Here is a 24,365-nt window from a genome sequence, read left to right as displayed (position 1 = left end):
CGGGAAGGCTGCGCAGGCCTCGACGGTTGCTGCGGCCGCGAAGGTTGCTGAGCCCTTGGGGGCTGCTGCGGAGCCTGGGAGGCTTGCTGCTGGGCCTGAGCCTGCTGAGCGCGCCGAAGTTCAGCGCGCGACGGCGGCGGCTGCTGTCGACCCTGATCACCAGGAGTAACCGGACCCTGACCGCCGCTGTTGCTGTTGCGGTGCCCACCGAGCCCGGGCCGGGACTGCCCTTGCTGCGCGTTCAGCCGACGCCCACCCAAACCGGGTTGCGCGGCGGGCCGCTGCCCACCGGCGACACCGGACTGACCCGGTTGCTGCGCATCCAAGCGGCGGCCACCCAGGCCGTCACGAGCGTTCGGGTCTCCGTCGGGCCCACCTGGGCGACGACGGGATGGACCAGAAGGACGTTCCACGATGGCCGATGCCCTCCTGTTTCCGTGCGCCCTGAGGCATTCGTCCGTTTGACGGATCGGTCCAGTGTGCGGCGACCCCCCGCCTGTTCCCAAATCCGCCGGTAGCGAGCGTAAGGGCTCTGGCTATGAGTGACGTCGTGCTGGCGCAGGTTTAACGCCGAGTTACCAAAGAGACAGGTTTGGCACGAGTAAGGCGTCAACTGTGAGCTACCCGGCCTTGTCCTCGCGTTCACGGCGTCGTATCTTCAACTCGAGCCTTGGATATATCGCTCCGATACATTGCTCCGATGTAACGCAGCAACTGCAGTCCGTATATCCGGATCCCCTCGCAGCCCAATGGGATCGACCAGAGACAGGAAGAGGAGGTGCCGGCATGGGCCGTCGTAGCGACGTTCTGGAGCTGGCCGTCCTCGGCCTGCTCCAGGAGTCCGGGCTCCACGGCTACGAGCTGCGCAAGCGGCTCAACGCTCTCCTCGGCCCGTTCCGGGCGCTGTCCTACGGCACGTTGTACCCGTGCCTGAAGTCGCTTCTGGCCGCCGGGTGGATCCACGAGGCAGGTGCCGGCAACGGAGCCGACACTGCCACCCCGGCCTCACCCCTGGCCGGCCGGCGGGCCAAGATCGTCTACGAGCTCACCGCCGAAGGCAAAGAGCGCTTCCAGTCGCTCGTCAGTCACCCCGGCCCCGCGGCCTGGGAGGACGAGCGCTTCGACGTCCACTTCGCCTTCTTCGCCAGGACCGACGCCGGCACCCGGCTGCAGATCCTGGAGGGCAGGCGAAGCCGGCTGGAAGAGCGGCGCGAGGGTTACCGGCAGTCGATGCACCGCAGCCGGGAACGCGCCGAGCAGTACACGCTCGAACTGCAGCGGCACGGCCTGGAGTCCGTGGACCGCGAGGTGCGATGGCTCTCGGAGCTCATCGACACCGAGCGGGCGAGCAACATGACCCACCCCCCACACGACGGTGACCGTCCGCCACTCCCCGCCCCGGCGCCCGGTCCCGATCACGAATCCCGCTAGAACCCAGAAGGAGAAACGCATGGGCTCCATCCGCGTTGCCATCGTCGGTGTAGGTAACTGCGCGTCCTCACTCGTGCAGGGCGTTAACTTCTACGCCGATGCTGACCCGCAGGGCACCGTCCCCGGCCTGATGCACGTCCAGTTCGGCGACTACCACGTCAGCGACATCGAGTTCGTCGCCGCTTTCGACGTGGACGCCAAGAAGGTCGGTTTCGACCTCGCGGATGCGATCAACTCGAGCGAGAACAACACCATCAAGATCGCCGACGTGGCGCCGACCGGCGTCACCGTGCAGCGTGGCCACACGCTCGACGGTCTGGGCAAGTACTACCGGGAGACCATCGAGGAGTCGGACGAGACTCCGGTCGACATCGTTGCCGTGCTCAAGGAGCGCAAGGTCGACGTCCTGGTCAGCTACCTGCCGGTGGGTTCGGAAGAGGCCGACAAGTTCTACGCGCAGGCCTCGATCGATGCGAACGTCGCGTTCGTCAACGCCCTGCCGGTGTTCATCGCCTCCGACCCCGAGTGGGCACAGAAGTTCATCGACGCCGGTGTGCCGATCGTGGGTGACGACATCAAGAGCCAGGTCGGCGCCACCATCACCCACCGCGTGATGGCCAAGCTGTTCGAAGACCGTGGTGTCGTGCTCGACCGCACGTACCAGCTGAACGTCGGCGGCAACATGGACTTCAAGAACATGCTCGAGCGCGACCGCCTGGAGTCGAAGAAGATCTCCAAGACGCAGGCCGTCACCAGCAACATCGAGCACGACCTCGGCGCCCGCAACGTGCACATCGGCCCGAGCGACTACGTGCAGTGGCTGGACGACCGTAAGTGGGCGTACGTGCGCCTCGAGGGCCGTGCGTTCGGCAACGTGCCCCTGAACCTGGAGTACAAGCTCGAGGTCTGGGACTCCCCGAACTCGGCCGGTGTGATCATCGACGCCCTGCGCGCCGCGAAGATCGCCAAGGACCGCGGCGTGGGTGGCCCGGTTGTCTCCGCCTCGGCGTACTTCATGAAGTCCCCGCCGGTCCAGGTCGAGGACCGTCAGGCCAAGGAAGACGTGGAGAAGTTCATCCGCGGCGAGGCCTGATCCTCACAGCACCACCGTCCTACCGGAGCCGGGCAGCGTTCACGCTGTCCGGCTCCCGGGTTTTGCGCATCTCCCGGACCTTCCACACCATCCAGCCCACGATCAGGGCAGCCGCCGCGACGACCACGTTGATCCCGGCAGCCAGGGCCGGAATCGCCTCCAGGCCCCCCTCCGTGCCCTCCTGCACCCAGATCACCGTACCAATCAGGATCACCAGGCACACCCCCAGCCCGGCGGGGAAGAACCACCCCGGTAGTCGCCCGAGGGATGCGCGCAACAGCCCGCCGACGAGTACGAGAAGCACCGTCAGCGGCACACTCATCAGAAACAACCACAAAATGTCCATCAGAATCCCCTCCAGCAACACCCTAAAACGTGGGGACGACCATATCGGCCGAGATGCCCGAACGGGCACCTCACCAGCTGGATTGCGAGGGTTGCCAGTAGTCTCGCGACGATCTTCGGGATCGGCCCCAACGTGCAGTACGGAGGCGATGTGGCACATCTATACGCGGCGGCCGACGTGGGGTACCCGCCCGCGGGCGGTGCCCGGGGCGCCCTGGTCTTGGGTGAGGGCCCCCTGTTCGAGCGGATCACCGGCACCTGGGTGGCCATGGTGGACGAGGTGGCCCCCTACGAACCCGGCCAGTTCTACAAGCGCGAACTGCCATCCGTGCGAGCCGTCCTGTCCGGCCTCGACGAGCTGCCCGATCTGCTGCTGGTGGACGGATTCGTCGACCTCGACCCGACCGGTACCGCCGGGATGGGTCGCTACGTGCACAACGAGTTCGGCCTGACCGTGATCGGCGTGGCGAAGACCCCCTTTCGCACTGCCACGCATGCGGTGGAGGTGTGCCGGGGATCGTCGCAGCGCCCGTTGCACGTCACCGCAGCAGGCATAGCAGTGGACGAGGCGGCCGCTCTGGTGCGTCACCTCGCCGGCCCGCACCGGATCCCCGAGGCGCTGCGCGCAGTCGACCGCCTGTCGAAGGGGTTACCCCCGGCTGTCTGACGGTCCGCCGGTCGGTCTGCACCTGCCGGCGGCTTCCGGGAAACGGCCGATTTTCGCAGCTCATCCGTTGCACGAAGCAATGACGCGCCTACTGTTGGTCGGGTGCCGGGAGACCGAACGTCATTCCTCGCCGACCTGATGGTCGTGCTGCGGGGCGCGAACTTCCGCAAGCTGTTCTCCGTGCGTCTGGTGTCCCAGGCCAGCGACGGAGCTTTCCAGGTGGGCCTGGCCAGCCTGGTCTTCTTCTCCGCCGACCGCGCCACCACCCCCACCGCCGTGGCGATCGCGGCCGTGGTGACGGTTGTGCCCTACACCCTGATCGGCCCGTTCGCCGGCGTCCTGCTCGACGTCTGGCAACGACGGCAGGTTCTGCTGCTGGCCAATGCGATCCGGTCGGTGATGGTGCTCGCGGTGGCCACGATGATCTTCATCCTCGGGGTCGGCCCGCCGGTCTATGCGAGCGCTCTGGCCTGTCTGTCGATGAACCGGTTCTTCCTCGCCGGTCTGGGCGCGTCACTGCCGCACGTGGTGCCCCGGCACGAGCTGGTGATGGCCAACGCCGTCTCCCCCACCTGCGGCACCGTGGCCACGATGACCGGCGGGGCCCTCGGCTACGGCGTGCGGATGCTGCTGGGCGCGGGCGACTCCACCGACGCCACCGTGGTCACGATCGCGGCCCTCGGCTACGCCACCGCCTCGCTCCTGGCCCTGCGCATGCCCCGCACCCTGCTCGGCCCGGACCAGAGCGCACCGCTGAACCTGCGCTCGATCGGCAGCCTGGCCGGCGACGTGCTGCGCGACCTGCGGGCCGGGGGGCAGCACATCCGCAGCCGCCGCACGGTGGCCAACGCCCTGGGTGTGATCGGGGTGCACCGAATCGGCTACGGGATCATGACCATCACGGTGATGTTGTTGTGCCGCAACTACTTCAGCGACCCGAACAACCCGGACGCGGGGGTTCGGCTGCTGGCTCAGGTGGTGGGTGCGCTTGGCCTCGGCGTGGCCACCGCCGCCTTCGTCACGCCGATGGTGGCCGCCCGGATCGGGGCCTGGCGCTGGATCGGCGCCTGCCTGGCCATCTCGGCCGTGGTGCAGGCGTTCTTCGTGGCCGACGCGGCGATCTGGCTGCTCTACTTCGGCTCTTTCGTGTTCGGCGCCACCGGCCAGAGCATCAAGATCTGCGTGGACTCGATCTTGCAGGGAGACGTCGACGACGCCTTCCGCGGACGCGTCTTCGGCTTGTACGACGTGGTCTTCAACGTCGCACTGGTTTCCGCGGCCGGCCTGTCCATCCTGCTGCTGCCCCAGAACGGCTACTCACAGATGGTTTTCATGGATGTCGCCCTGTTGTTCACCGTCGCGGGCGTGGGCTACACCTTCCGCGAGCACCGCCAGCGGGCCCAGGCGCAAAACGCGAGCGGGGGCCCGGTGAACCGGACCCCCGCTCGTCAGCGGAATCTGGACTGACTAGTTTTCGACCTCGAACACGAAGCCGGTCTCGCCACCGAGGTCGACCCGGCAGCCCGGGCTGATCACGGTGGGCACACCCGGGTCGATGGCCTGCGGCGACTCACCCGGAAGGGTCAGCGCCGTGCCGTTCATCGCGCCCAGGTCGGTGAGCAGGACGTCCCAGCCCGAGGGCCGGATCTCGGCGTGCGTGCGGGACACCTGGCCGGTCGAGCTGGCCACGGCGTGCAGGTACGGCGCCTCGGGGTCGGCCGAGTCGGTGCGCGGCTTGGGGTCACGACCGAGCACGACCGGGCGGTCGACCTCGATGCGGTCACCGTTGTCGAACACCAGCACGCCCAGGGGCGGGCGGGCGACCAGGATCGGCGCCTGCGGCGGAACCGTCAGGCCACAGACCCGGCACTCGGAGCGGTCGGGCGAGGTGACGTGCCCGGCGTCGCACCAGACACCCAGCAGACGCGGGGGCTCGCGACCCTCGACATCTTCCGCCGAGTCCTGCTGGTCGTCGTCGGAGATCGGCTCGTCGGCGACCGTGCCCTCTTCGTCCTCGTAGCCCTGGTCACCGGCCTCGGTGTCCGGGCGGAAGGTGTCGGGCATCGCCGGCGGGCCACCGAAGGCCGGAGGCTGGCCGTTGAAACCGGAACCGTTGAACCCGTGGCTCGGCGGGGCCCAGGAGTCGCTCTCCGGACCGCTCTGCCAGCTGGACTCGGCCTGCGGGGCCTCGTCCTCGAGCTCGTCCTCCGGACGGTTACGGGAACCGCGGAAGAAGGCCGGGGGCAAGTCGACCCGGGAGACCTCGGAGTCGTTCTCCTCGACCGGGGCCGCGGGAGCGACCGGGGCCTCGAAGATCGATCCGGTGCCCTGCGGCGAACGGTCGGCCGGGTTGCCGAGCATGCGGGAACCGTTGACCGGGGAGTTCGGGGCCGACGGCGGCATCTGGTGCTCGGGGCGCAGCGACCGGCCACGCACACGCAACGGCAGCTCACCCAGCGGGGGCTGCTCGGGCTGCGGCGTGGGCTCCGGGGAGAACGCACTCGGGGCGGGCTCCGAGGAGAAGGCACTGGGCGTCGGCTCCGGGGAGAACGCACTCGGCGTGGGCTCCGGGGAGAAGGCGCTGGGGGCCGGTTCCGAGGAGAACGCACTGGGCGTCGGCTCCGGGGCACCCCACGGTGCCGGGGCAGGCGCTTCCGGCTCGGACCGGAACTGAGAGAACGGGTCGGGCTCGTCGGCGACGGGCGGCCAGCCGGCGGGGGCACCCCCCGGACGCGGCTTCGGCGGTACGCCGGGGCCGTGACCGGAACCGTTCAGGTTGAGCGCGTCGTTGCCGCCGGGGTCCGGGCTCGACAGTTCGACCGGGCCGGAGTCGGGTGCGTCGTCGGTGAGCAGGTCGTCGAAGTCGAACGAACGGGCGCTCTCGCCCTCGTTCTCGTCGGACGAGCCGCCGGAGAGGTCGTCGACATCGAGCAGTTCGCCCGGGTCGTCGCTACCGCTGCGCGAGTCGAAGAACGACGCGGGCGTGGGGGTCGAACCGGAGGACGACTGCAGGGCGCCGCTGGAGGAGGAGCCCGTGGACGGGGAGTCGAGCACCGACGGCACGTGGCCGTTGACCTCGCGCTGGAACCCACCGGTGCGGGTCGGCAGCGGCTGCCAGCCCTCACGGGCCTCGATACCCGGAGCACCGGAGTAGGCGGGAGTGCGCGGTTCGCCCTCGGTCAGGTCGACGACCCGGTCGGAGGCGCCGGACCCGGCCAGGCTCAGCGGGGCCGAGGATTCGGAGGACGGCGAGTCGGCCGGTGCCTCGAGCGCGGCGGCGGCCGGGAGTGCGGCGGCCGGCGCTTCGGAGATGGCAGCCGGCGCGTCCGCGTCGCTGTCGGACGTGGTCGGCGTGCAGTTCAGGGCCAGGCCGGAAACCAGCACGACCCCGGTCGAGACGGTGAACGGCAGTTCGGAGTTGGTCTCCACATCGCCGACGAGGACCCGGCGGGCGCCTGAGATCAGGCCTTCCAGCCAGGTGGTGGCACCGGTGGCGTCCAGCCGGACCGGCTCACCGGCCCGTTCGAAGCACACCGGCACGCTGCCCCGGACGAGGGCGCGAACGGCGTCCACCTCGACCCGGACGATCGCGAAGCTGGGCGCGGTGCGAATACCGCGCCGGACCAGCACGTCGAGGATCTCGTCGACGGGTGCGTCGTCGAGGGCCAGCTCCCACAACGGGCCGGCCAGAGACCAGTCCGTCGGCGCGTCCACGACGAGCACAGTTCTCGGCGCGACCACGGCAAGGAGTTGCCCTGCGGCATAGGCGATCCCGCTTTGCACGATGACTCCTCCCCTTACTAGTACTAGTAACGACTCGGTCGCTCCGCGTTGCAGATTGCCTTGTACAACGGGTTGCGCCTGATCTCACCTCAAGTGTCCGAGGCTCCGCCACTCTAGAGTCCAGCGGGCCCGGAGACCAACGGCGATGCCAAAGAAAAACGACCAGGCTTACCCCATCAGGCGTAGCCGTTGCCCTTTGACGCGCCGCGACACAGCCCAATTGTTGCGAATGAACGCGGCTCTCACCACAAATCCTGACGGTGACCAAGAGTGATCAGCGCACAGTCTCTGCGATCAAGGCCACCCCCTCAGGCGTCCATATTCCGGACAATCCCCGGATTACCTCGTCTCCATGTTCCCTGACGACCGGCGCTCCTGCCGGGGTGTCCGGTCACTTCGTAGCTAACGATTAGGCCGATGCGGTGGTTTCCCCGCCCCGACGGGCGGGTGTTGCCCCGGACGGGTCATCGCCGTCACTCGTCCCACCCACCCGGTCACCAGAAGTCTGGTCGGCGGTCGGGCCGGCGGACGCCTGTTCCCCCGCCCACCAGGCAACGAGCGCCTCGCGCGCCTCGTCGTAGCCGATCTGCCCCCGGTCCAGACGCAGGTCTTTCAGGAACTTCCAGGCCCGGCCCACGTCGCGTCCAGCCGGGATGCCGAGGATCTCCATGATCTGGTTGCCGTCCAGGTCGGGACGGACGGCGTCGAGTTCTTCCCGTTCCCGCAGTTCCGCGATGCGCAGTTCCAGGTCGTCGTAGGCGGAGGCGAGCCGGCTCGCCTTACGCCGGTTGCGCGTGGTGCAGTCGGAGCGGGTGAGCTTGTGCAGACGGTCCAGCAACGGGCCGGCATCGGTGACGTAGCGGCGTACGGCCGAATCGGTCCAGGCGCCGTCGCCGTAGCCGTGGAAGCGCAGGTGCAGCTGCACCAGGCGGGAGACCTGCTGGATCGTCTCCTTGTCGAACCGCAGCGCCTTCATCCGCCGGGTGGTGAGCTTGGCGCCCTCCATCTCGTGGTGGTGGAAGGACACACCGCCGCCCTCCTCGAACCGGCGGGTGGCCGGCTTGCCGATGTCGTGCAGGATCGCGGCCAGACGCAGCACCAGGTCCGGGCCCGGCACCGGGCCGTCCGGGCCGTCCTCCAGCGCGATCGCCTGCTCCAGCACGATCAGCGAGTGCTCGTAGACGTCCTTGTGCCGGTGGTGCTCGTCGATCTCCAGCTTCAGGGCCGGCAGCTCGGGCAGCACGTGCGCGGCCAGACCGGTGGAGACCAGCAGTTCCAGGCCGGGGCGCGGGTCGGGGGCCAGCAGCAGCTTCTCCAGCTCCACGCGGACCCGCTCGGCCGAGACGATGGAGATGCGGTCGGCCATCGCCGTCATCGCGGTCAGGGCCTCCGGGGCAACGCTGAACCCGAGCTGGGCGGCGAACCGGGCCCCACGCATCATCCGCAGCGGATCGTCACCGAACGAGATCTCGGGGGCACCAGGCGTGCGCAGCAGCCCGGCCGTCAGGTCGGCCAGCCCGCCGTACGGGTCGACGAACGTCAGCTCCGGCAGCTCCAGAGCCATGGCGTTGACGGTGAAGTCACGGCGCAGCAGATCGGCCTCGAGCGTGTCGCCGAAGGCCACCTGAGGCTTTCGGGAGTCCTCGCGGTAGACGTCGGCGCGGTAGGTGGTGACCTCCACCACGTGGTCACCCTTGCGCGCGCCGATGGTGCCGAAGGCCTTGCCGATGTCCCAGTGCGAGTCACCCCACCCACGCAGCAGCCGGATGGTCTCTTCCGGGCGCGCGTCCGTGGTGAAGTCGAGATCGGGACTCTGCCTACCGAGCAGGGCGTCGCGCACCGGCCCACCCACCAGCGCGAGCCGGTGACCTGCGGAGGAGAAGACGGATCCGAGCTCGGTGAGCAGGGGCTGAAGCGGGACCAGACGCGCTGCCGCAGCCCGGCGGGCATCGGTCAGGTCGTCGGAGGGGGTCTGTGGCACGAGTCCCAAGCGTGCCAGATGGGTGCGCCAGGGTAAGTACAGTGACGACATGCCCCGACCCTCACGGCCCCCGAACGGGCCGCGCAGGTCGCTGCCGACCGTGGAGGAGACCTCGGCCGGCGGCCTGGTCGTCGACCGCTCGGGTGAGGCCCCGCGAGGGGCCGTGATCGCCCGGCTGAACCGCGCTGGACGGGTCGAGTGGTGCCTGCCCAAGGGGCATCTGGAACTGGACGAGACGCCCGAACAGGCGGCCGTCCGGGAGATCGAGGAGGAGACCGGCATTCGTGGCCGGATACTTCACGGTCTGGGAACGATCGACTATTGGTTCTCGGTCGAGGGCAAACGAGTACACAAGCACGTGCATCATTACCTGTTGCTGGCCACCGGCGGCCAGCTCAGTACCGAGGGCGATCCGGACCACGAGGCGATCGACGTGGCCTGGGTGCCTCTTCCTGAACTTGACCAGAAACTGGCGTTCCCCAATGAACGCCGGATAGCGCGCGAGGCGAGTGTGCGACTCCTGGATTCCGCGTGAGGTACCTGGCGAACGTGCGCCGGGGGCTCACCACCGGAATATTGACCATGGCCATCACCCTCGGGGTGCTGGGCCCGTCCACTGCGCCTGCCCTGGCTGCCTCGAGCAGACAGGCCCAGCCATCGAACTCCACCCCCGAGCAGGTGACCACCACCTCCGGGGGCTCATCGACGTCCACAAGAACTCAGGGCTCCGCCACTGCCTCCCGGAACCTGCAACTCACCCTGTCGCGCGTCTCGCCGACCTCGGTGACGGCACAGGACGATCTGGTGGTCACCGGGGTCGCGCGGAACTTCAGCGCCCGGGCCCTGAAGAACGTCACGGTGTCGCTGCGGTTCAGTTACGCCGTGCTGGACGGGCGCGAGGCGGTGATCGACTGGGTCGAGAACGGCGACGTGGCCACCACGAGCACCCTTCTCAGGAGCCAGAACCTCGGCAATGTCCGGGCGAAGCAGTCGGTGCCGTTCACGCTGACCGTCCCGGCCGGCGGGCTGGGGCTCACCAGCTGGGGCAGTTCCTTCGGGGCGCGCCCGTTCTCGCTGGTCGCCTCCTCGGCGGCCGGCCGGCAGCTCGACGCGATCCGTTCCACCCTGGTCTGGGCCCCGCAGGAGAGCGACTCGAAGGTCGGGCTGACCCTGCTCGCGCCGCTGACCTCGGTCGTCCCCTCCACCACGGCGGGCCTGGCGACCGAGGAGGCCGCGGCCGAACTGCTGCCCGACTCCCGGCTCTCGCGCATCCTCACCGCCACCGACGACCCGGCCATCGGCTGGGCCGTCGACCCCGCGCTGCTGGCCGCCGCCCAGTCTCTGAAGGAGGGCGGGATCAGTGAGGCCGCCACCCAGGACGACGAGGAGGCCGACGGCGACGACGAGGCGACCAGCTCGTCCTCTGTCTCTCCCAGCCAGCCCTCCGGCAACGAGGCGGCGACCCCGTTCGCCATCAGCAACGAGGCCGCGAAGACGGCCGGAACGGCCTGGCTCAGCCGCATCGTCTCAGGTCGTAAGAAGCGCACGGTGCTCGGCCTGCCGTATGCCGACACCGATCTGAACTCCCTGCTCAAGGGCGGTAAGAGCTCCGGCCTGCTACGTCAGTCGGACAAGCTCGGCGAGTCGATCGAGAAGAAGGCGCTGGGCTCGTCGCTGTACTCGCGCATCGCCTGGCCGGCCGATGGTCAGATCTCGCGGCAGGCGATCGACGGCCTCGTGGACACCGGGCACCAGTCGGTGATCCTCTCCGAGAGCCAGCAGCCGGCCGAACCGGAGATCAGCTACACCCCGAACGGTAAGAGCACGGTGCGCAGCAAGGACAACACGCTCACCGGCCTGCTCTACGACGACGAGCTGTCCGACCTGTTCGCCGATTCCGGCCGTGATCGCGGTGCCGAGACCACGCAGACCATGCTCGCCGTCCTGGCCGCCATCAGCGCCGAGTCGGCCGCGCCCACCTCCGACTCGCAGTCCCGGCAGGTCCTGGCCGTGGCGCCGCGCAACTGGGACCCGCAGCCGGGCGACGTGCAGCGGCTGACCAATGCCCTGCGCGAGGCCTCGTGGGTGTCGATCGGCAGTCTGAAGAAGCTGGGTCAGTCCACCGCCGTTGACCGCGAGGCCCATCGGTACGGCCGGAAGGCAGTGCGCAGCGAGCTGCCCAAGGGCAACCTGAGCAACGCCCAGGCCATGGACCGCGATCTGGGCAACATCGCCCCGGCGCTGATCAACAATCAGGACGTCGTACAGCGCCTGGAGCAGCGCATCACCTCGCTGCTGTCCTACGCCTGGCGGTCCGACCTGGACGGTCAGGCCCAGGCCCGCCGGGCGGTGATGGACGACGTGGGCGATCTCACCGGCAAGGTGCAGTTGCTCATCGGGACGGAGAGCAAGGTCTTCACGGCCCGCTCCGCCCTGATCCCCGTCACCGTGGACAACAAGACCGACTTCGACCTGCGGGTCTCGGTGAGTTTCAGCGCCGGGTCCGGCCAGCTGAAGATCGATCGCCAGCCCGACCCCGTCACCATCCTGGCGGGGCACCGGCAGTCGTTCCGGGTCGAGGCCACCGCCATCGCGACCGGCAACGTGCTGGTCGAGACCAAGCTGCTGACCGGCGAGGGCACGAAGCAGCGGGTGCTCGGCAGCCCGCAGACCTTCGAGGTCAAGGTGCGCCCGAACTGGGAGAGCTGGGGCATGATCGGCATGGCGGTCCTGCTGGGCCTGCTGCTGCTCGTCGGTCTGCTGCGCAGCTTCCGGCGCAACAAGACCCGGCCGAAGGTGCCGCTCAACTCGATTCCGGACGTCGATGACGAGGCCACCCGCGCTGCCCGCAAGGTGACGAAGGAAGCCGCGCCGCCCATCGCCACTGACGGTTCTCCCACCCCTGACGTCCCTGCCGAACCGGCGAATGTGACGGACAGCGCACCGATCCAGCGCTCGGGTGGCGCAACAGAACGATCTCCACAAGGCTCAGTTACCGGGGACGACAAACTTCGCGCCCCCGGCACCGGATCAGCCTCCGGGACTCCGGGTGCCCCGCGGGGTATGCATGAACAGAAGTCCAGCTCGGTACCGACGATGGCCGCAACGAAAGGGGCGGAGCGTCGCAGTCCGACGATGCCGAAGGAGAACAGGTGAGCGGGTGGTCGTCGGACGACGGCACACCCGTGCCCTCCGACGACCCGGACCGCCCGATGCGACCTCGGCGGGCTGACGGTCAGCACCCGCAGGAGCAGTACCCGCAAGACCAGTACGAGGGAGACCCGTACGCGGCCCAGAGAGAGTCCGAGTACGTGTCCCAGCACGAAGGTCCCACCCGCCGATCACGGTCGGCTCAGCGCCAGGCCCAGCGGCAGGCGCAGCAGCAGCCACCCCCGGCCCCGCAGCCGCAGCAGCCCGCCGACGCCTGGTGGAACCAGCCACCGGCCGAGCCGCGCCGGCGTCGGCCGCGCCCGGCACCGCCCCGGGTCGATCAGGGCGATCAGCCGGTGGCACCGGCCGACCCCACCCGGCCGGTGCCGCAGGAGTTCCGGCGGCCACGCAACCAGCACCAGGACCCGCAGAACCAGCACGCCGTGCCGCTGCCGGTGGCCCCCGAAGACCCCACCGTGCAGGTGCGGCCGTACCGGCCCGAGCAGGCCCGGTACGCGGAGGGCGAGTACGGCCAGGCCGGTGCTTCGGGTCAGGGCGGCGGATACGGGCAGTACGACGAGCCCTACGACCAGACGCGTGACGACCGGACCGGCCCTGGCGATCCGGAGCACGGTGGCTCCGACCCGGGGTACGACAACCAGGGTTATCAGCAGGGGTACGAGCAGGGGTACGACGACTGGGACTCCGGGAGCGGGGAGCAGCAGCAGTACTTCCACCCGCTCGACCCCGAGACCCCGGCACCCGGCAACAGCCGGCGAGGCCGTCGTGCAGCCCAGCCGCCGCCCCCGACCCCCGACAGCCCTTACGACCTGTCCGGCCTCGACCCGGCCGAGCTGACGGGTTCACTGAACCTGCTGGGGCTCGTCGAGGGCACCGCGATGCCCTCGGACGTCACCCGGCCGATCGCGCCGATCCGGGCGCCGATCGCCCGGGCCCCGCGCCGGCCGCTGCCACCGGTGGCGCCGCGTTCCCGTGACGACCGCGGCTATGACGATCGTGGGTACGACGAGCACGGGTACGACGACTGGGACTACGGCGACCGAGGTCAGGCCGAGCCGGACTTCGAGGCGGCGGATCAGGACGAGGACAACCGGGCACAGTCTGCCTCGCGCGCCTCCTCGCTGCTGGGCAGCAGCGCACTGATGGCAGCGGGAACGATGGTCTCCCGGCTGCTCGGTTTCGTGCGCGCCTCGGTGTTGGTCGCGGCAGTGACGCCGGGCGGTGACGCCGGTGCGGCGGATGCCTTCTCGGTCGCCAACATCATGCCCAACGCGCTCTACATCCTCCTGGCCGGCGGTGTGCTGAACGCGGTCCTGGTTCCGCAGATCGCCCGGGCCGCCAAGCAGAAAGACGGCGGCGAGGACTACATCAACCGCCTGTTGACCGCGGCGCTCGGTCTACTCGCCGTGGTCACGGTGCTGGTGCTCATCGGCTCGCCGTTACTGGTCAAGGTCTACGCGTCCGACGACTGGGACCCCGACCTGATCGCCCTGACCGCGGCGTTCTCACTGTGGTGTCTGCCCCAGGTGTTCTTCTACGGCGTCTACACCCTGCTCGGCCAGGTGCTGAACGCCCGCGGCAAGTTCGGCGCGTTCATGTGGTCGCCGGTGCTCAACAACGTGGTCTCGATCGCCGGTCTGGCCGCCTTCATCGCGGTCTACGGCGGGGGCACCCAGTCGGGTACGGAATGGACCGGCACCAAGGTCATGCTGCTGGCCGGCAGCCAGACCCTCGGCGTGGCGACCCAGGCCCTGGTGCTGATCCCCCTGCTGAGCCGCGCCGGTATCCGCTACCGGCCGAAGTTCGGTCTGCGCGGAGTGGGCCTGGCCTCGGCGAGCCGGGTGGCCGGCTGGACCTTCGCCGCGGTGGTCGTGCAGCAGCTGGCCTTCGTGGTCATCTCGAAGGTCACCACCACCGCCAGCAACCTGCTGAAAGATCATCCGGACGCAGCGATCAACACCGGTAAGGCGATCTACGACAACGCCCTGCTGCTGTTCATGCTGCCGCACTCGCTGGTAGCGGTCTCGCTCGTCACCGCGCTGTTCACGCGGATGTCGAATGCCGCGGCAGAGAACCGGATCCGGGACGTGCGGGCCGACCTCTCGCTCGGGCTGCGGCTGACGGGTCTGGCCACCGTGGTCTCGACGGCTGCCATCCTGGCTCTCGGGCCCGACATCGCCGCCTCGATGTTCCCGAGCGCCAACCGATCTACCACCAACGGCATTGCCTACGTGGTGATGGCCATGGCGGTGGGCCTGGTGCCCTTCAGCGCGCAGTATCTGTTCCAGCGGGTGTTCTTCGCCTTCGAAGACGCGAAGACACCGTTCTTCATCCAGATCGCCACGAGCGGCACCTGGGCCGCGGGAAACCTGGTCTCGCTCTATCTGCTGCGTGAGAGCCCGCAGTACATCGTCATCGGAGTCGGCCTCTCGATGGCTGCGTCGAACTTCGTCAGCGCGCTGCTGTCCTACTGGATCCTGCGGATGCGCTTCGGTGACCTGGACGGACGCGCGGTGGTGCGCTCCCACATCGAACTGTTCGCAGTGGGCGGCATCGGTGGTGGTGTGGCCTGGCTGATGGCGCGGTCCACCCACATCTTCCTCGGCGACGGTTGGGTGACGTGCATCATCGCCACCGTCGTCGGTGGGCTCATGCTGCTGTTCATCTACGTGGCAGGCCTGCGTCAGCTCGGGGTCCAGGAGATCGAGGACGTTTTCGGGCCGCTGTTGCGACGGTTGCCGTCGTCTCCGGAGACGGTCGCCCGGCACTCGACCTACTGAGAACGGACACTGGAGGGCGACGCCATCGCGTCGTCCTCACTCTGTGTTCTCACTGGTTCCCGCGTGTCACTCCAATGGGGCGTAAGGCGCTCTTGTGTGCGTGATGTGCATGACATCTCGTTCCGGGCGACCGGGAGAACTACGATGGAATACGGATCCGTACCGACGATCCCGTCAGCGGCCGGCATCCGTGCCGACTGCCGACAAGACGGACTGCAGACGGACTGCGCTGCCATCGGGCTGGAAGGAGTGCACGGGCTTGTCCAACGCCACCCGCGGCACCGTTCTGGCCGGCCGCTACCGACTTGAAGACCGCTATCACGCCAACACCGACTCGTCGGTCTGGCGGGCGGCGGACCTCACGCTCGACCGGCCGGTGACGGTTCGGGTCATGCGACCCGGACACCCCTACTCGGCCGACGTGGCCGACGCCGCGCGCCGCGCCGCCCTGATCGATGATCCGCGCCTCGTGCGGGTGCTCGACGTGGGCACGCACGAGGACATCACGTTCGTGGTGAGCGCCGACGTCGACGGCGACAGCCTGGCCACCCTGATCGAGCGGGCCCCCCTGGATCCGCCGGTGGTGCGCCGCATCGTCGGCGAGGTAGCCCAGGGCCTGCGCGGCGCCGCTGCCCGCGGACTGCACCATCTGCGGCTGACCCCGCGCTCGGTGATCATCACCTACGACAACACCATCAAGATCTCCGGAGTGGCCGTCGAGGCCGCCTCCGCCGGGCTCGACCCCAAGGTCGCGGCCACGGCCAGCCGGATGGACGCGCTGAGCCTCGTCGGCCTGCTCTACGCCGGGCTCACCGGGCGCTGGCCGCTCGACGACGCCGGTTTCGCGCCGGCCCCGCGGGCGAACGACGGTGGACCGATCGCGCCCTCCGAGCTGATCCCCGACATCCCCGGCGACCTGAACCGGCTGTGCCTGCTCACGCTCGGGCCGCTGGACAGCGGTCCGCACACCCCGGCCGAGGTCGTCGGTGCGCTCTCCCCCTGGCCGAGCGCCGACGAGGCCCCGCTGCGGTCGGCCTCCCGCCCCCGCCGTCCCGTTGCCCCGGCCACGCCGAACCCGGCGCTGGTCATGCGTGGCCGCCCGCCCCGGGGCCAGACACCCGCCTCGGGTTTCCGGCCGGGTGGCCCGGTTTCTTCCGGTCAGTCCTCCCCTGGCCAGGGCACTTCCGGACCGGTCGGTCCAGGAACCCCGGCCCGGGCCGCGTCGGCATGGGCCCCCGCCGGTGGCGAGAGCCTGTTCGACCCGCGGCGGCGCGACCGGGAAGTGGATCCGGACGCGACCCTCCCGCCGAGTGCGGTTTCCCCCGAGCTGTTCTCCCAGGTCCGGTCGGCCGGCAACCCGTCCGGGCAACCGCCGGTCAACCGCGGCTCGCGCCCGCAGGCCTGGCCGAGCGGGACGCCGGCCGAGCGTTCGTCGGCCGCTCCCCCGGAGAACGCCGCGCCCAACCGCCCCGCAGCCCGGCCGGAACGGCGCACCGCGTCGCTGTTCCCGACCCCGAGCGTCGCGATCACCGGCTCGATGACGTTGCCGCCACGGGCTCAGGGCGGCGGCCGCACCGACGCGATGTTCGGCAGCACCCCGCCCGGGGAAGAAGCCGCGCCGGAGACCGCGCAGAACATCCAGCCGAACCAGCCGACCGGTGGCAACCGCACCGACGGTGCCCGTCCGGCACCCCGAAAAGCCACCGCCGCTCCCCAGGTGCCCCAAGGACCGGGGTCTCCCCAACGTCCTCAATCACCACAGCGCCCACAGGCCCAGCCTCGCCCTCAAGCTCCCCAGAGCCCCCAGGGCCGCCCGCCGAGCCGCCCCCAGAGCGCGGAACACGCCGGGCCGATGAGCCCGCCCGTGCGGCGTACCGCGTCGATCTTCCCGACCCCCAGCGTCGCGATGACCGGTTCGATGCCGCTGCCGCCGCGACCGAAGGGTGGCGACCGTACCGACGCCCTCTTCGGGATCGAGCCGGCCGCGAACACCGATCTCACCCCGGCACCTCTGCGCGAGGCCCGCAAGGCGCAGCAGAACCAGCAGCATCAATCGGCCTCGTCAGCTCCGGAACCCGTCCGGCAACCTCGACAGCCCCAACAGCCTCCAAGGCCGCCGCAGCCCTCGACCGTACGATCCGCGCAGTTCGCCCAGCCCCCCAGATCAGCGGGCAGCCCGAACCAGCCGAGGCCGAATCTGCTCGACAGCGGCCCGATCCCGACCGCTGCGGCGGCCCGCACCGCCGCCGGTCTTCGGGCCGGCCGGCCGACCTCGCGCCCCCTTGCCGATGTACCGGGCTCCGGCAACCCCAACCTGATGGCCCGACCGATCACTCCGGACGCCGGACCAGGGGCTTCGCCGTCGTTCTTCGCCTCGGCGAGCTCAGCGGGTCAGCCCGGCGCAGGCCGGCCGGGTGGCGACGCGCCCGACGGTGAGGTGGCGCCCGGCGACACCTGGGGTGAGCATTCCGCCATGGGTTCCCAGCCGGCCGGTCCAGGACGTCATCGTGGCCCTGCCGACGGGCGCGCGCCGGCGGCCGCCGCCTCCCGCCTGCCCTGGGAACAGGGCTGGTCGCACAACCCGCACTCGAACGAACCACCCTCACCGCTGGAATCGAGCGGACCGTTCCCGATCGTGATCCCGCCGGAGGCGCCGTCCAAGGGGCAGTCCCGCAAGGTGCTGTTCGGCATTGTCGGGGTGTTCCTGGTGCTCCTGCTGGTGGCCGCCTGGCAGCTGCGCGGGCTCGTGCTCGATTCCGACGACGACTCGGTCGCCGTCCGGGAGACGGGCCCTCGCATCACCACACAGCCCGCGAACACGGTCGAGCCACCTCCGAGCCCGGGGGTCAGTGCCGAGGCGAAGGCCTCGGTGTCGGCCGAACCCGTCGAGAAGACCGTCGAGCCGGTGAAGATCCGTACCGCCACGGCGATCGATCCACAGGGTGACGGCGACGAGAACTCCACGGACGCACCCCGGGCGGTGGACGGCAAGAAGGGCACCGAATGGGAGTCCAACTGGTACGGAAATGCCAAATTTGGAGGCCTGAAGAAAGGCCTGGGGCTGGCGATCGAGTTGAGGCGTTCGGCGGCGGTAAGCTCCGCTGAGATCGATGTCGCCGGAACGGGTGGCCGGGTGCAGCTGCGCTCTGCCGACGGGCCGGACTACGACGGCTCGAAGCTGATCGGCTCCGGGACGTTGGGCGACGGCAAGATCACGGTCGACCCCGATGACGATGTCGATGAGGCGAAGTACGTCATTGTGTGGTTCACCGAACTGCCCTCGATCGAGGGTGAGTACCGGCTGAATGTCTCCGAGGTGCGACTGACGTGAGTGACGACGGCGAGGTGGACGACCGCCGTCTGATCGCAGCCCACCTCACCGGCGATCCGGACGCCTTCTCCACGATCGTCCGCCGGCACGCCGACCGCCTCTGGGCGGTCGCTCTGCGCACCACCGGGGATCCTGAGGAAGCCGCCGACGCCGTGCAGGACGCGATGGTCTCGGCACTGCGCTATGCCGACCACTATCGGGGCGACGCAGCGGTCAGTACGTGGCTGCACCGGATCGTGGTGAACGCCGCGCTCGACCGCATGCGCCGGCGTGCCGCCCGGCCGAGCGTGCCGCTGGGCGAGCGCGACGTGATCACGGGGATCGACGAACACGGCGCCACGGTGGCCCGGCTCGACGTCCGGTCCGCCCTGAACAAGCTCCCCGAGGCGCAACGCGTGGCCCTGGTGCTGGTTGATCTGGACGACGTCCCGGTCGCCGAGGTGGCCCAGATGCTCGGTGTGGCGGAAGGCACGGTGAAGTCGCGATGCTCCCGCGGCCGGGTTGCCCTGGCCCAGTTGCTGCGCGGTGAGGTGCCCGGGCCCCAGCGTGTTTCCCCCGTGCAGAACCATGATCGCCAACCTGGCCGGGCCAGTACCGCAACGCCCGGTTTCATCGGTGACGCCCGCCCGAGCCCCTACCGCAACGACCCCTACGACGATGAACAGGGTGGCCGTCAGGGAAATCCCGGGAACCCTAGAGGCACCGGCCGCGTCAGATCTGACGAACCGCCACGAGGACGCAGCCGAGCAGGAGAGGGGTGGTGAGCATGCCCGCGCACCCGGAAGATGACCTCCTCGCCGACCTCGCCGCCGATGTACTTCCCATTGATGTGGCCCGGCAGGTCGAGGGCCACGTGATGGGCTGTGCCCGATGCTCCGCGGTGCTCTCGAGCGCCGAGGGCATCCGTAGCCTGATCCGGCAGGCACCGCCCGAGACGATGCCCCCGCAGGTGATGGCCCGGCTGGAGCAGGCACTCGCCATGGCCCGGGGCGGCCAGGTGTCACAACCGCTGCCGCAGTCACAACCGCAGACCCGTCGTGGCGCCACCGGCCCGATGCGCCGTGATGTCCACGGTGGCAACACCGGCCCGCAGCAGCAACACCCCACCGGCCCCCAGCGTCAGCGCCCGACCGGCCCGCAACCCCAGCAATCCCCGCCTCAGCACCACACCGGCCCGCAACCGGTGCGGCGCGATCGTTCGCAGCCCGCCCCGAACACCTCGTCCTTCACGGTGCGGCCTCTCAACCTGCCCACGAGCAACGACTCGCCGGCGTTCCCGGCGGGTGACGCGACCATCCTGCAGCCGGCGGTCCGTGACAACGGCCCCGACCCGGAGCTGACCCAGCCGGTGCGCAAGCGCCGCGGGGCCCGGGCGGTGCAGGGGCCCGACACCGGTTCGATGACCCGGACGATGCGGCCGGTGCGCGACCGTGCTCCCGGCAAGCTCACCCGGATGGAGAACTCCACCCAGGCCGTGCGCGTGCGTCGCCAGGCGCTGGAGGAGCAGAAGGCCGAAGAGCCCTCGCGCTGGCCGCGGATCCCTGCGGGCCTCGTGGCCGCGGTGGTGCTGGTGCTGGCCCTGGCCGGCGGCGGCACCGCCTGGATGCTCAAGGGCCGGGGCTCGGACGGTGACTCCAGCAGCGCGAGCACGACAGCGAGCGGTCCTCTTCTGGCCTCGGTGCAGGAAACCGGCACCAAGTACCAGCGCGCCGGCCTGAAGAAGCAGATCGACAGTCTGGTGACGACCCCGGTCACGGCTTCTTCCGGAGCTGCGGAAGACGGCGACACCACCATGTCCGCCCGGAGCGAGGGTGAGCCCGAGACCGGCGAGATGCCGGGTGCCTCCGACTCCTCGACCTCGGGCGATTCAGCCGATACGGGTGATACGGCCGACAACGGTGACCTGCTGAAAGACCCGGAGGCGCTGGAGAAATGTCTCCAGGCGATCGACCAGAAAGACGCCCAGCCGGTCGCGGTCGACCTCGCCACGTACAACGGCCGCGAGGCCGCACTGATCGTCCTGCCTGGTGCAAGTGGCGGATACGACGTGTGGATCGTCGCCAGAACCTGTCAACCTGGTGACGACGGCACCATCGACGTGGTCGAGGTGCAGTCGTGAGGCGCCTCTGAACAGGGGCACCTACTGAGCCTGCGCGGTCGGTGGCGTCGGGAACACGACGACCACCCGAACGGTTCTACAGCGAGCAGGCAATTCCGTGGACTTGGAGAAGACGTGAGCGACGTCAGGAACGTCATCATCATCGGTTCGGGCCCGGCGGGCTACACCGCGGCTCTGTACGCGGCGCGCGCCAACCTGAACCCCCTGGTCTTCGAGGGTTCGGTGACCTCCGGTGGCGCTCTGATGAACACCACCGAGGTGGAGAACTTCCCCGGCTTCCCCGACGGCATCCAGGGCCCGGAGCTGATGGACAAGATCCGCAGCCAGGCCGAGAAGTTCGGGGCCGAGCTGATCCCGGACGACGTCACGGAGCTGCACGCCACGGGTGACATCAAAGAGGTCAAGCTGCACGACGGCACGACCTACCGGGCCCGGTCCGTGATCCTGGCCACCGGCTCGGCCTACCGCGAGCTCGGCCTGCCCAAGGAGAAGGTTCTCTCCGGGCACGGCGTGAGCTGGTGCGCGACCTGTGACGGCTTCTTCTTCCGCGAGCAGGACATCGCCGTGATCGGCGGTGGCGACTCCGCGCTGGAAGAGGCCACCTTCCTCACCCGCTTCGCCCGCTCGGTCACCGTGGTGCACCGCCGCGACTCGCTGCGCGCCTCGAAGATCATGCAGGACCGTGCGCAGGCCAACCCGAAGATCCGCTGGGCCTGGAACAGCGAGGTCGTGGACATCCACGGCGACGCGAAGGTCTCCGGCATCCGGCTGCGCGACACCGTCACCGGTGAGGAGCGCGACCTGGACATCACCGGCCTGTTCGTGGCGATCGGCCACGACCCGCGCACCGAGCTGATCAAGGGTGTGCTGGAGCTCGACGACGCCGGCTACATCAAGACCGAGGGCCGGTCCTCGCGCACCAGCGTGCCCGGTGTGTTCGCCTGTGGTGACGTGGTCGACCACGAGTACCAGCAGGCCATCACCGCCGCAGCGTCCGGCACCACGGCCGCGATCGACGCCGAGCGCTTCCTGGCCGCGGTGGAAGACGTCACCAACGGCCTCGACGAGGGTGCCGTGGCGAGCGCGGCCAAGGAGCGCACCGAAACGGTCGCCAACTGGAGCGCCGTCACTCACTGAGGTGGTTGCGGGCCCGCGGGGAACTCGCGGGCCCGGCCTCCCCACCGTGGCCCACCGGGTCCGGCATCATCGTCCAGACCCGTTGTGGGCCTGGTCTCGCTGAATTGAAATCGCTTCACTGCTTGCCACTTTCGAGGAGAAACCCATGGCTGACACGACCAGCGCGCCGAAGGCCGTCACGGACGAGACGTTCGACGCCGAGGTGCTGAAGTCTGACAAGCCGGTGCTGGTCGACTTCTGGGCCCCGTGGTGCGGTCCGTGCCTGCAGGTGGCGCCGGTCCTGGCCGAGATCGCCGCGCAGCACCCGGAGATCACCGTGGTGAAGATCAACACCGATGAGAACCCGAAGGTCGCGGCCTCCGCGGGCATCACCTCGATCCCGACGCTGAACGTGTACCAGAACGGGGAGCTGGTGAAGTCGCTCATCGGTGCGAAGCCGAAGCCGATCCTGCTCCGTGAACTGGCCGACTTCCTGAACTGACCCCACCGACGATGGTGAGTTCTTCCCCCCGCCATCAGAACGGAGCGCCGGCCGCCGTGGATGTGCCCACCAGCCTGCTCGCTGCGGCCGGGCGCCCGCTCCGCCTGGGTGACACCGACGATCTCGTGCCGGTTGTGCGTGCCCTGCTGATCCGGGCGGGTGCCCTGCTGCCGGGCGCTCCTTCGGCCGAGCAATCCCTCTTCGATCACCAGCTCGACGGGGCCGTGCGCGGTTTCCAGCAAGACCGCGGCCTGGTCGCCGACGGCCTGGTCGGGCCGCAGACGGCCTTTGCCCTGGACGGCGCCCGCTGGCGTCTGGGCGACCGCACCCTGCTGCTCACCGCCGGCCACTGGATGCGCGGCGACGACGTGTCGGCGCTCCAGGAGCGGATGGTCGTGCTGGGTCTGCACGCCGGCCCGGTCGACGGCATCTTCGGGCCGGCCACCGAGGCGTCGCTGCGTGAACTGCAGCGTGGTCTCGGCCTGCCCGCCGACGGCATCTGTGGTCGCCCCACCTTCACGGCCATCGGCGCTCTCGGGCGGTCCGTCTCGGGCGGAGACGCCTGGGCGTTGCGCTCGCGGGGCTCCGTGGCCATGGCCGGTGTCAGCCTGACCGGCAAGACCGTGGTGCTCGACCCCGGATCCGACCGCACACCGGGTGCCGGTGGGCTCAACGAGGCGACCGTGGCTTACGACGTCGCTCTGCAGCTGGCCGAACGGCTTTCCGCCGTCGGTGCCCGGGTCCGGTTGACCCGTCAGCCGGACGAGGACATCAGTACCGAAGACCGAGTGGCCCTGGCCGAGTCGGAGGGCGCCGATCTGGTGATCTCCCTGGTCACCGAGCGGCTCGCGAACCCGGTGGCCTCGGGTGTGGCCACGTATTACTGGGGTGGTGGCCGGGTCGGGCAGCACTCGGAGGTCGGACAGCGTCTGGCGGTGCTGTTGCAGCGCGAGATCGTGGCCCGCACCGGGATGCTGGACGACCGCAGCCACCCGTGCTCGTACGATCCGGTGCGGCTGACCCGGATGCCCGCGGTGATCCTCGCCCTGGGGTATCTCACCAATCCCGGCGATGCCGAGCGTCTGGGTGACGCGGACTTCCGGGCCTTGATCGCCGAGTCGATGCTGTTCGCCGTGCAGCGTCTGTACCTGGCCGAGAACGATGCCGAGACCGGCACGCTGTCGCTCAGCGACGTTCAGGCCTTCGCTCGTCAGCGCTGATCTCTTGAGTCGCGCGAGAGGCCCCCACCGCATCGGTGGGGGCCTCTCGCGTGGGGCTGACCAACGTCCCTCATTGAGTTGTTTTGAGGACGACGTGAGCTACGGAGCGACGCCGGTGCCGGTGAGCGCGGGGAGGCGAACGGTGCCCAGGATCTGCTCGAGGGCGAGTTCGACATCTTCGCGCCACGACGTAGCGGTCTTGAGTTCGAGTCGCAGCCGCGGAAAACGGTGGTGCTGGCGCACCGTCTTGAACCCGACAGCGGTGAGCAGGTCGGCCGGCACGAGGCAGGACGCCTTCTCCTTGTCCTCATCGTCCGGCGCCGCGGTCATGGCTCCACCGGCGGTCAGCCCGAAAGCCTCCAGCGCCCGCACTCCGCGCTTGCTCAGGTCTTTCGCCGTGGCTTGCAGCAGCATCCGGGCCAGGCCGGCGCCGGCGAACTGGGGCAGCACCCGGGCGGTCATCAGCAGCACGGCGTCGCCACTGACGGGTGACGTCGGGAACTCCAGGGCCCGCGGCACCAGGGTGGGCGGCGCGTAGGTGACGAAACCGGCGGGCTGCTCGTCGACATAGGCTATCCGGCCGCACGAACCCCACTCCAGCAGCGTCCCGGAGATCCAGGCCTCTTTCTCGAACCCGGTATCCCCGGCCTTCATGGCCTGTTTCGCTGCCAGCGGGTCGAGTTCCCAGGTGACACAACGCCGGCACGTACTCGGAAGATCCGAGAGGTTGTCCAGCGTGAGCGGTGCGAGCCTGCGGCTCATCCAGCAGCTCCTGCAGCGGTCGGTGCGATCTTGAGACGATCAGATCCTCGGCAGACAGAAGGAT

Annotated in this window: 17 protein-coding genes; 13 read left to right on the top strand and 4 right to left on the bottom strand. The window is 69.6% G+C overall.

Annotated elements, in window-relative coordinates; all coding sequences use genetic code 11:
* Positions 1-786 precede the first annotated feature (786 nt).
* Entirely contained in the window at positions 787-1,431 is a 645-nt protein-coding gene (locus tag QSK05_RS01285) for a PadR family transcriptional regulator (RefSeq protein ID WP_285593026.1), read from the top strand.
* A gap of 19 nt (positions 1,432-1,450) precedes the next feature.
* On the top strand, positions 1,451-2,524 hold the full coding sequence (locus tag QSK05_RS01280; protein WP_285593022.1) for an inositol-3-phosphate synthase: 1,074 nt from the start codon (positions 1,451-1,453) through the stop codon (positions 2,522-2,524).
* 19 nt (positions 2,525-2,543) lie between these two features.
* Here the strand turns inward: QSK05_RS01280 and QSK05_RS01275 are convergent, their stop codons facing one another.
* Complete coding sequence (locus tag QSK05_RS01275) at positions 2,544-2,846, bottom strand: hypothetical protein (protein WP_285593020.1); 303 nt, start codon at positions 2,844-2,846, stop codon at positions 2,544-2,546.
* 174 nt (positions 2,847-3,020) lie between these two features.
* On the opposite strand from QSK05_RS01275, the gene QSK05_RS01270 reads away from it, so the two are divergent.
* Together QSK05_RS01270 and QSK05_RS01265 are read left to right on the top strand one after the other, a co-directional pair.
* Positions 3,021-3,536 (top strand): endonuclease V, encoded by a 516-nt coding sequence (locus QSK05_RS01270; RefSeq protein ID WP_285593018.1) that lies wholly within the window; start codon positions 3,021-3,023, stop codon positions 3,534-3,536.
* Positions 3,537-3,638: 102 nt separating this feature from the next.
* The gene (locus tag QSK05_RS01265) at positions 3,639-5,003 is read left to right on the top strand and encodes an MFS transporter (protein ID WP_285593016.1); all 1,365 of its coding nucleotides are present in this window, start codon (positions 3,639-3,641) and stop codon (positions 5,001-5,003) included.
* On the opposite strand, the gene QSK05_RS01260 is transcribed toward QSK05_RS01265, so the two are convergent.
* Both QSK05_RS01260 and QSK05_RS01255 read right to left on the bottom strand, forming a co-directional pair.
* Entirely contained in the window at positions 5,004-7,319 is a 2,316-nt protein-coding gene (locus tag QSK05_RS01260; RefSeq protein WP_285593012.1) for an FHA domain-containing protein, read from the bottom strand.
* Positions 7,320-7,728: 409 nt separating this feature from the next.
* Positions 7,729-9,351, bottom strand: a complete 1,623-nt coding sequence (locus tag QSK05_RS01255; protein ID WP_502879699.1) for a CCA tRNA nucleotidyltransferase — start codon at positions 9,349-9,351, stop codon at positions 7,729-7,731.
* Here QSK05_RS01255 and QSK05_RS01250 point away from each other — a divergent pair.
* The 9 genes from QSK05_RS01250 (at position 9,350) to QSK05_RS01210 (ending at position 23,539) form a co-directional block, all read left to right on the top strand.
* Positions 9,350-9,835, top strand: a complete 486-nt coding sequence (locus tag QSK05_RS01250; protein ID WP_231483675.1) for an NUDIX hydrolase — start codon at positions 9,350-9,352, stop codon at positions 9,833-9,835. The genes QSK05_RS01255 and QSK05_RS01250 overlap by 2 nt on opposite strands.
* Positions 9,832-12,456 (top strand): DUF6049 family protein, encoded by a 2,625-nt coding sequence (locus QSK05_RS01245; RefSeq protein ID WP_285593008.1) that lies wholly within the window; start codon positions 9,832-9,834, stop codon positions 12,454-12,456. Before QSK05_RS01250 ends, QSK05_RS01245 begins: the two co-directional genes overlap by 4 nt.
* Positions 12,453-15,251, top strand: coding sequence for a murein biosynthesis integral membrane protein MurJ (murJ, locus tag QSK05_RS01240; RefSeq protein WP_285593006.1), 2,799 nt, complete (start codon positions 12,453-12,455; stop codon positions 15,249-15,251). The genes QSK05_RS01245 and murJ overlap by 4 nt, the downstream gene beginning before the upstream one ends.
* A 259-nt stretch (positions 15,252-15,510) precedes the next feature.
* A complete protein-coding gene (locus QSK05_RS01235) occupies positions 15,511-18,582 on the top strand; it encodes a protein kinase family protein (RefSeq protein WP_285593002.1) in 3,072 nt (1,023 codons plus the stop codon).
* A complete protein-coding gene (gene sigM / locus QSK05_RS01230; protein ID WP_285593000.1) occupies positions 18,579-19,346 on the top strand; it encodes an RNA polymerase sigma factor SigM in 768 nt (255 codons plus the stop codon). The genes QSK05_RS01235 and sigM overlap by 4 nt, the downstream gene beginning before the upstream one ends.
* A gap of 2 nt (positions 19,347-19,348) precedes the next feature.
* Complete coding sequence (locus QSK05_RS01225) at positions 19,349-20,701, top strand: RsmA family anti-sigma factor (protein ID WP_502879722.1); 1,353 nt, start codon at positions 19,349-19,351, stop codon at positions 20,699-20,701.
* 114 nt (positions 20,702-20,815) lie between these two features.
* Positions 20,816-21,838, top strand: a complete 1,023-nt coding sequence (trxB, locus tag QSK05_RS01220; protein WP_231483664.1) for a thioredoxin-disulfide reductase — start codon at positions 20,816-20,818, stop codon at positions 21,836-21,838.
* A gap of 145 nt (positions 21,839-21,983) precedes the next feature.
* The gene (trxA, locus tag QSK05_RS01215) at positions 21,984-22,319 is read left to right on the top strand and encodes a thioredoxin (protein WP_231483662.1); all 336 of its coding nucleotides are present in this window, start codon (positions 21,984-21,986) and stop codon (positions 22,317-22,319) included.
* A gap of 56 nt (positions 22,320-22,375) precedes the next feature.
* The gene (locus QSK05_RS01210) at positions 22,376-23,539 is read left to right on the top strand and encodes an N-acetylmuramoyl-L-alanine amidase (RefSeq protein ID WP_285592990.1); all 1,164 of its coding nucleotides are present in this window, start codon (positions 22,376-22,378) and stop codon (positions 23,537-23,539) included.
* Positions 23,540-23,638: 99 nt separating this feature from the next.
* Here QSK05_RS01210 and QSK05_RS01205 read toward each other — a convergent pair whose 3' ends face one another.
* On the bottom strand, positions 23,639-24,301 hold the full coding sequence (locus tag QSK05_RS01205; protein WP_285592988.1) for a GNAT family N-acetyltransferase: 663 nt from the start codon (positions 24,299-24,301) through the stop codon (positions 23,639-23,641).
* Between the last annotated feature and the right edge of the window lie 64 nt (positions 24,302-24,365).

This window comes from Kineosporia sp. NBRC 101731, assembly GCF_030269305.1.
Taxonomy (GTDB): Bacteria; Actinomycetota; Actinomycetes; order Actinomycetales; family Kineosporiaceae; genus Kineosporia.
Note: the sequence above shows the minus strand (reverse complement) of the source record. Positions and strands in the feature narration are given on the sequence as shown.

Coding starts and splice junctions, on each gene's coding strand:
- trxA (WP_231483662.1), top strand. CDS start 21,984: ATGGCTGACACGACCAGCGCGCCGAAGGCCGTCACGGACGAGACGTTC.
- QSK05_RS01255 (WP_502879699.1), bottom strand. CDS start 9,351: ATGTCGTCACTGTACTTACCCTGGCGCACCCATCTGGCACGCTTGGGA.
- QSK05_RS01285 (WP_285593026.1), top strand. CDS start 787: ATGGGCCGTCGTAGCGACGTTCTGGAGCTGGCCGTCCTCGGCCTGCTC.
- QSK05_RS01205 (WP_285592988.1), bottom strand. CDS start 24,301: ATGAGCCGCAGGCTCGCACCGCTCACGCTGGACAACCTCTCGGATCTT.
- QSK05_RS01280 (WP_285593022.1), top strand. CDS start 1,451: ATGGGCTCCATCCGCGTTGCCATCGTCGGTGTAGGTAACTGCGCGTCC.
- QSK05_RS01250 (WP_231483675.1), top strand. CDS start 9,350: ATGCCCCGACCCTCACGGCCCCCGAACGGGCCGCGCAGGTCGCTGCCG.
- QSK05_RS01225 (WP_502879722.1), top strand. CDS start 19,349: ATGCCCGCGCACCCGGAAGATGACCTCCTCGCCGACCTCGCCGCCGAT.
- QSK05_RS01275 (WP_285593020.1), bottom strand. CDS start 2,846: ATGAGTGTGCCGCTGACGGTGCTTCTCGTACTCGTCGGCGGGCTGTTG.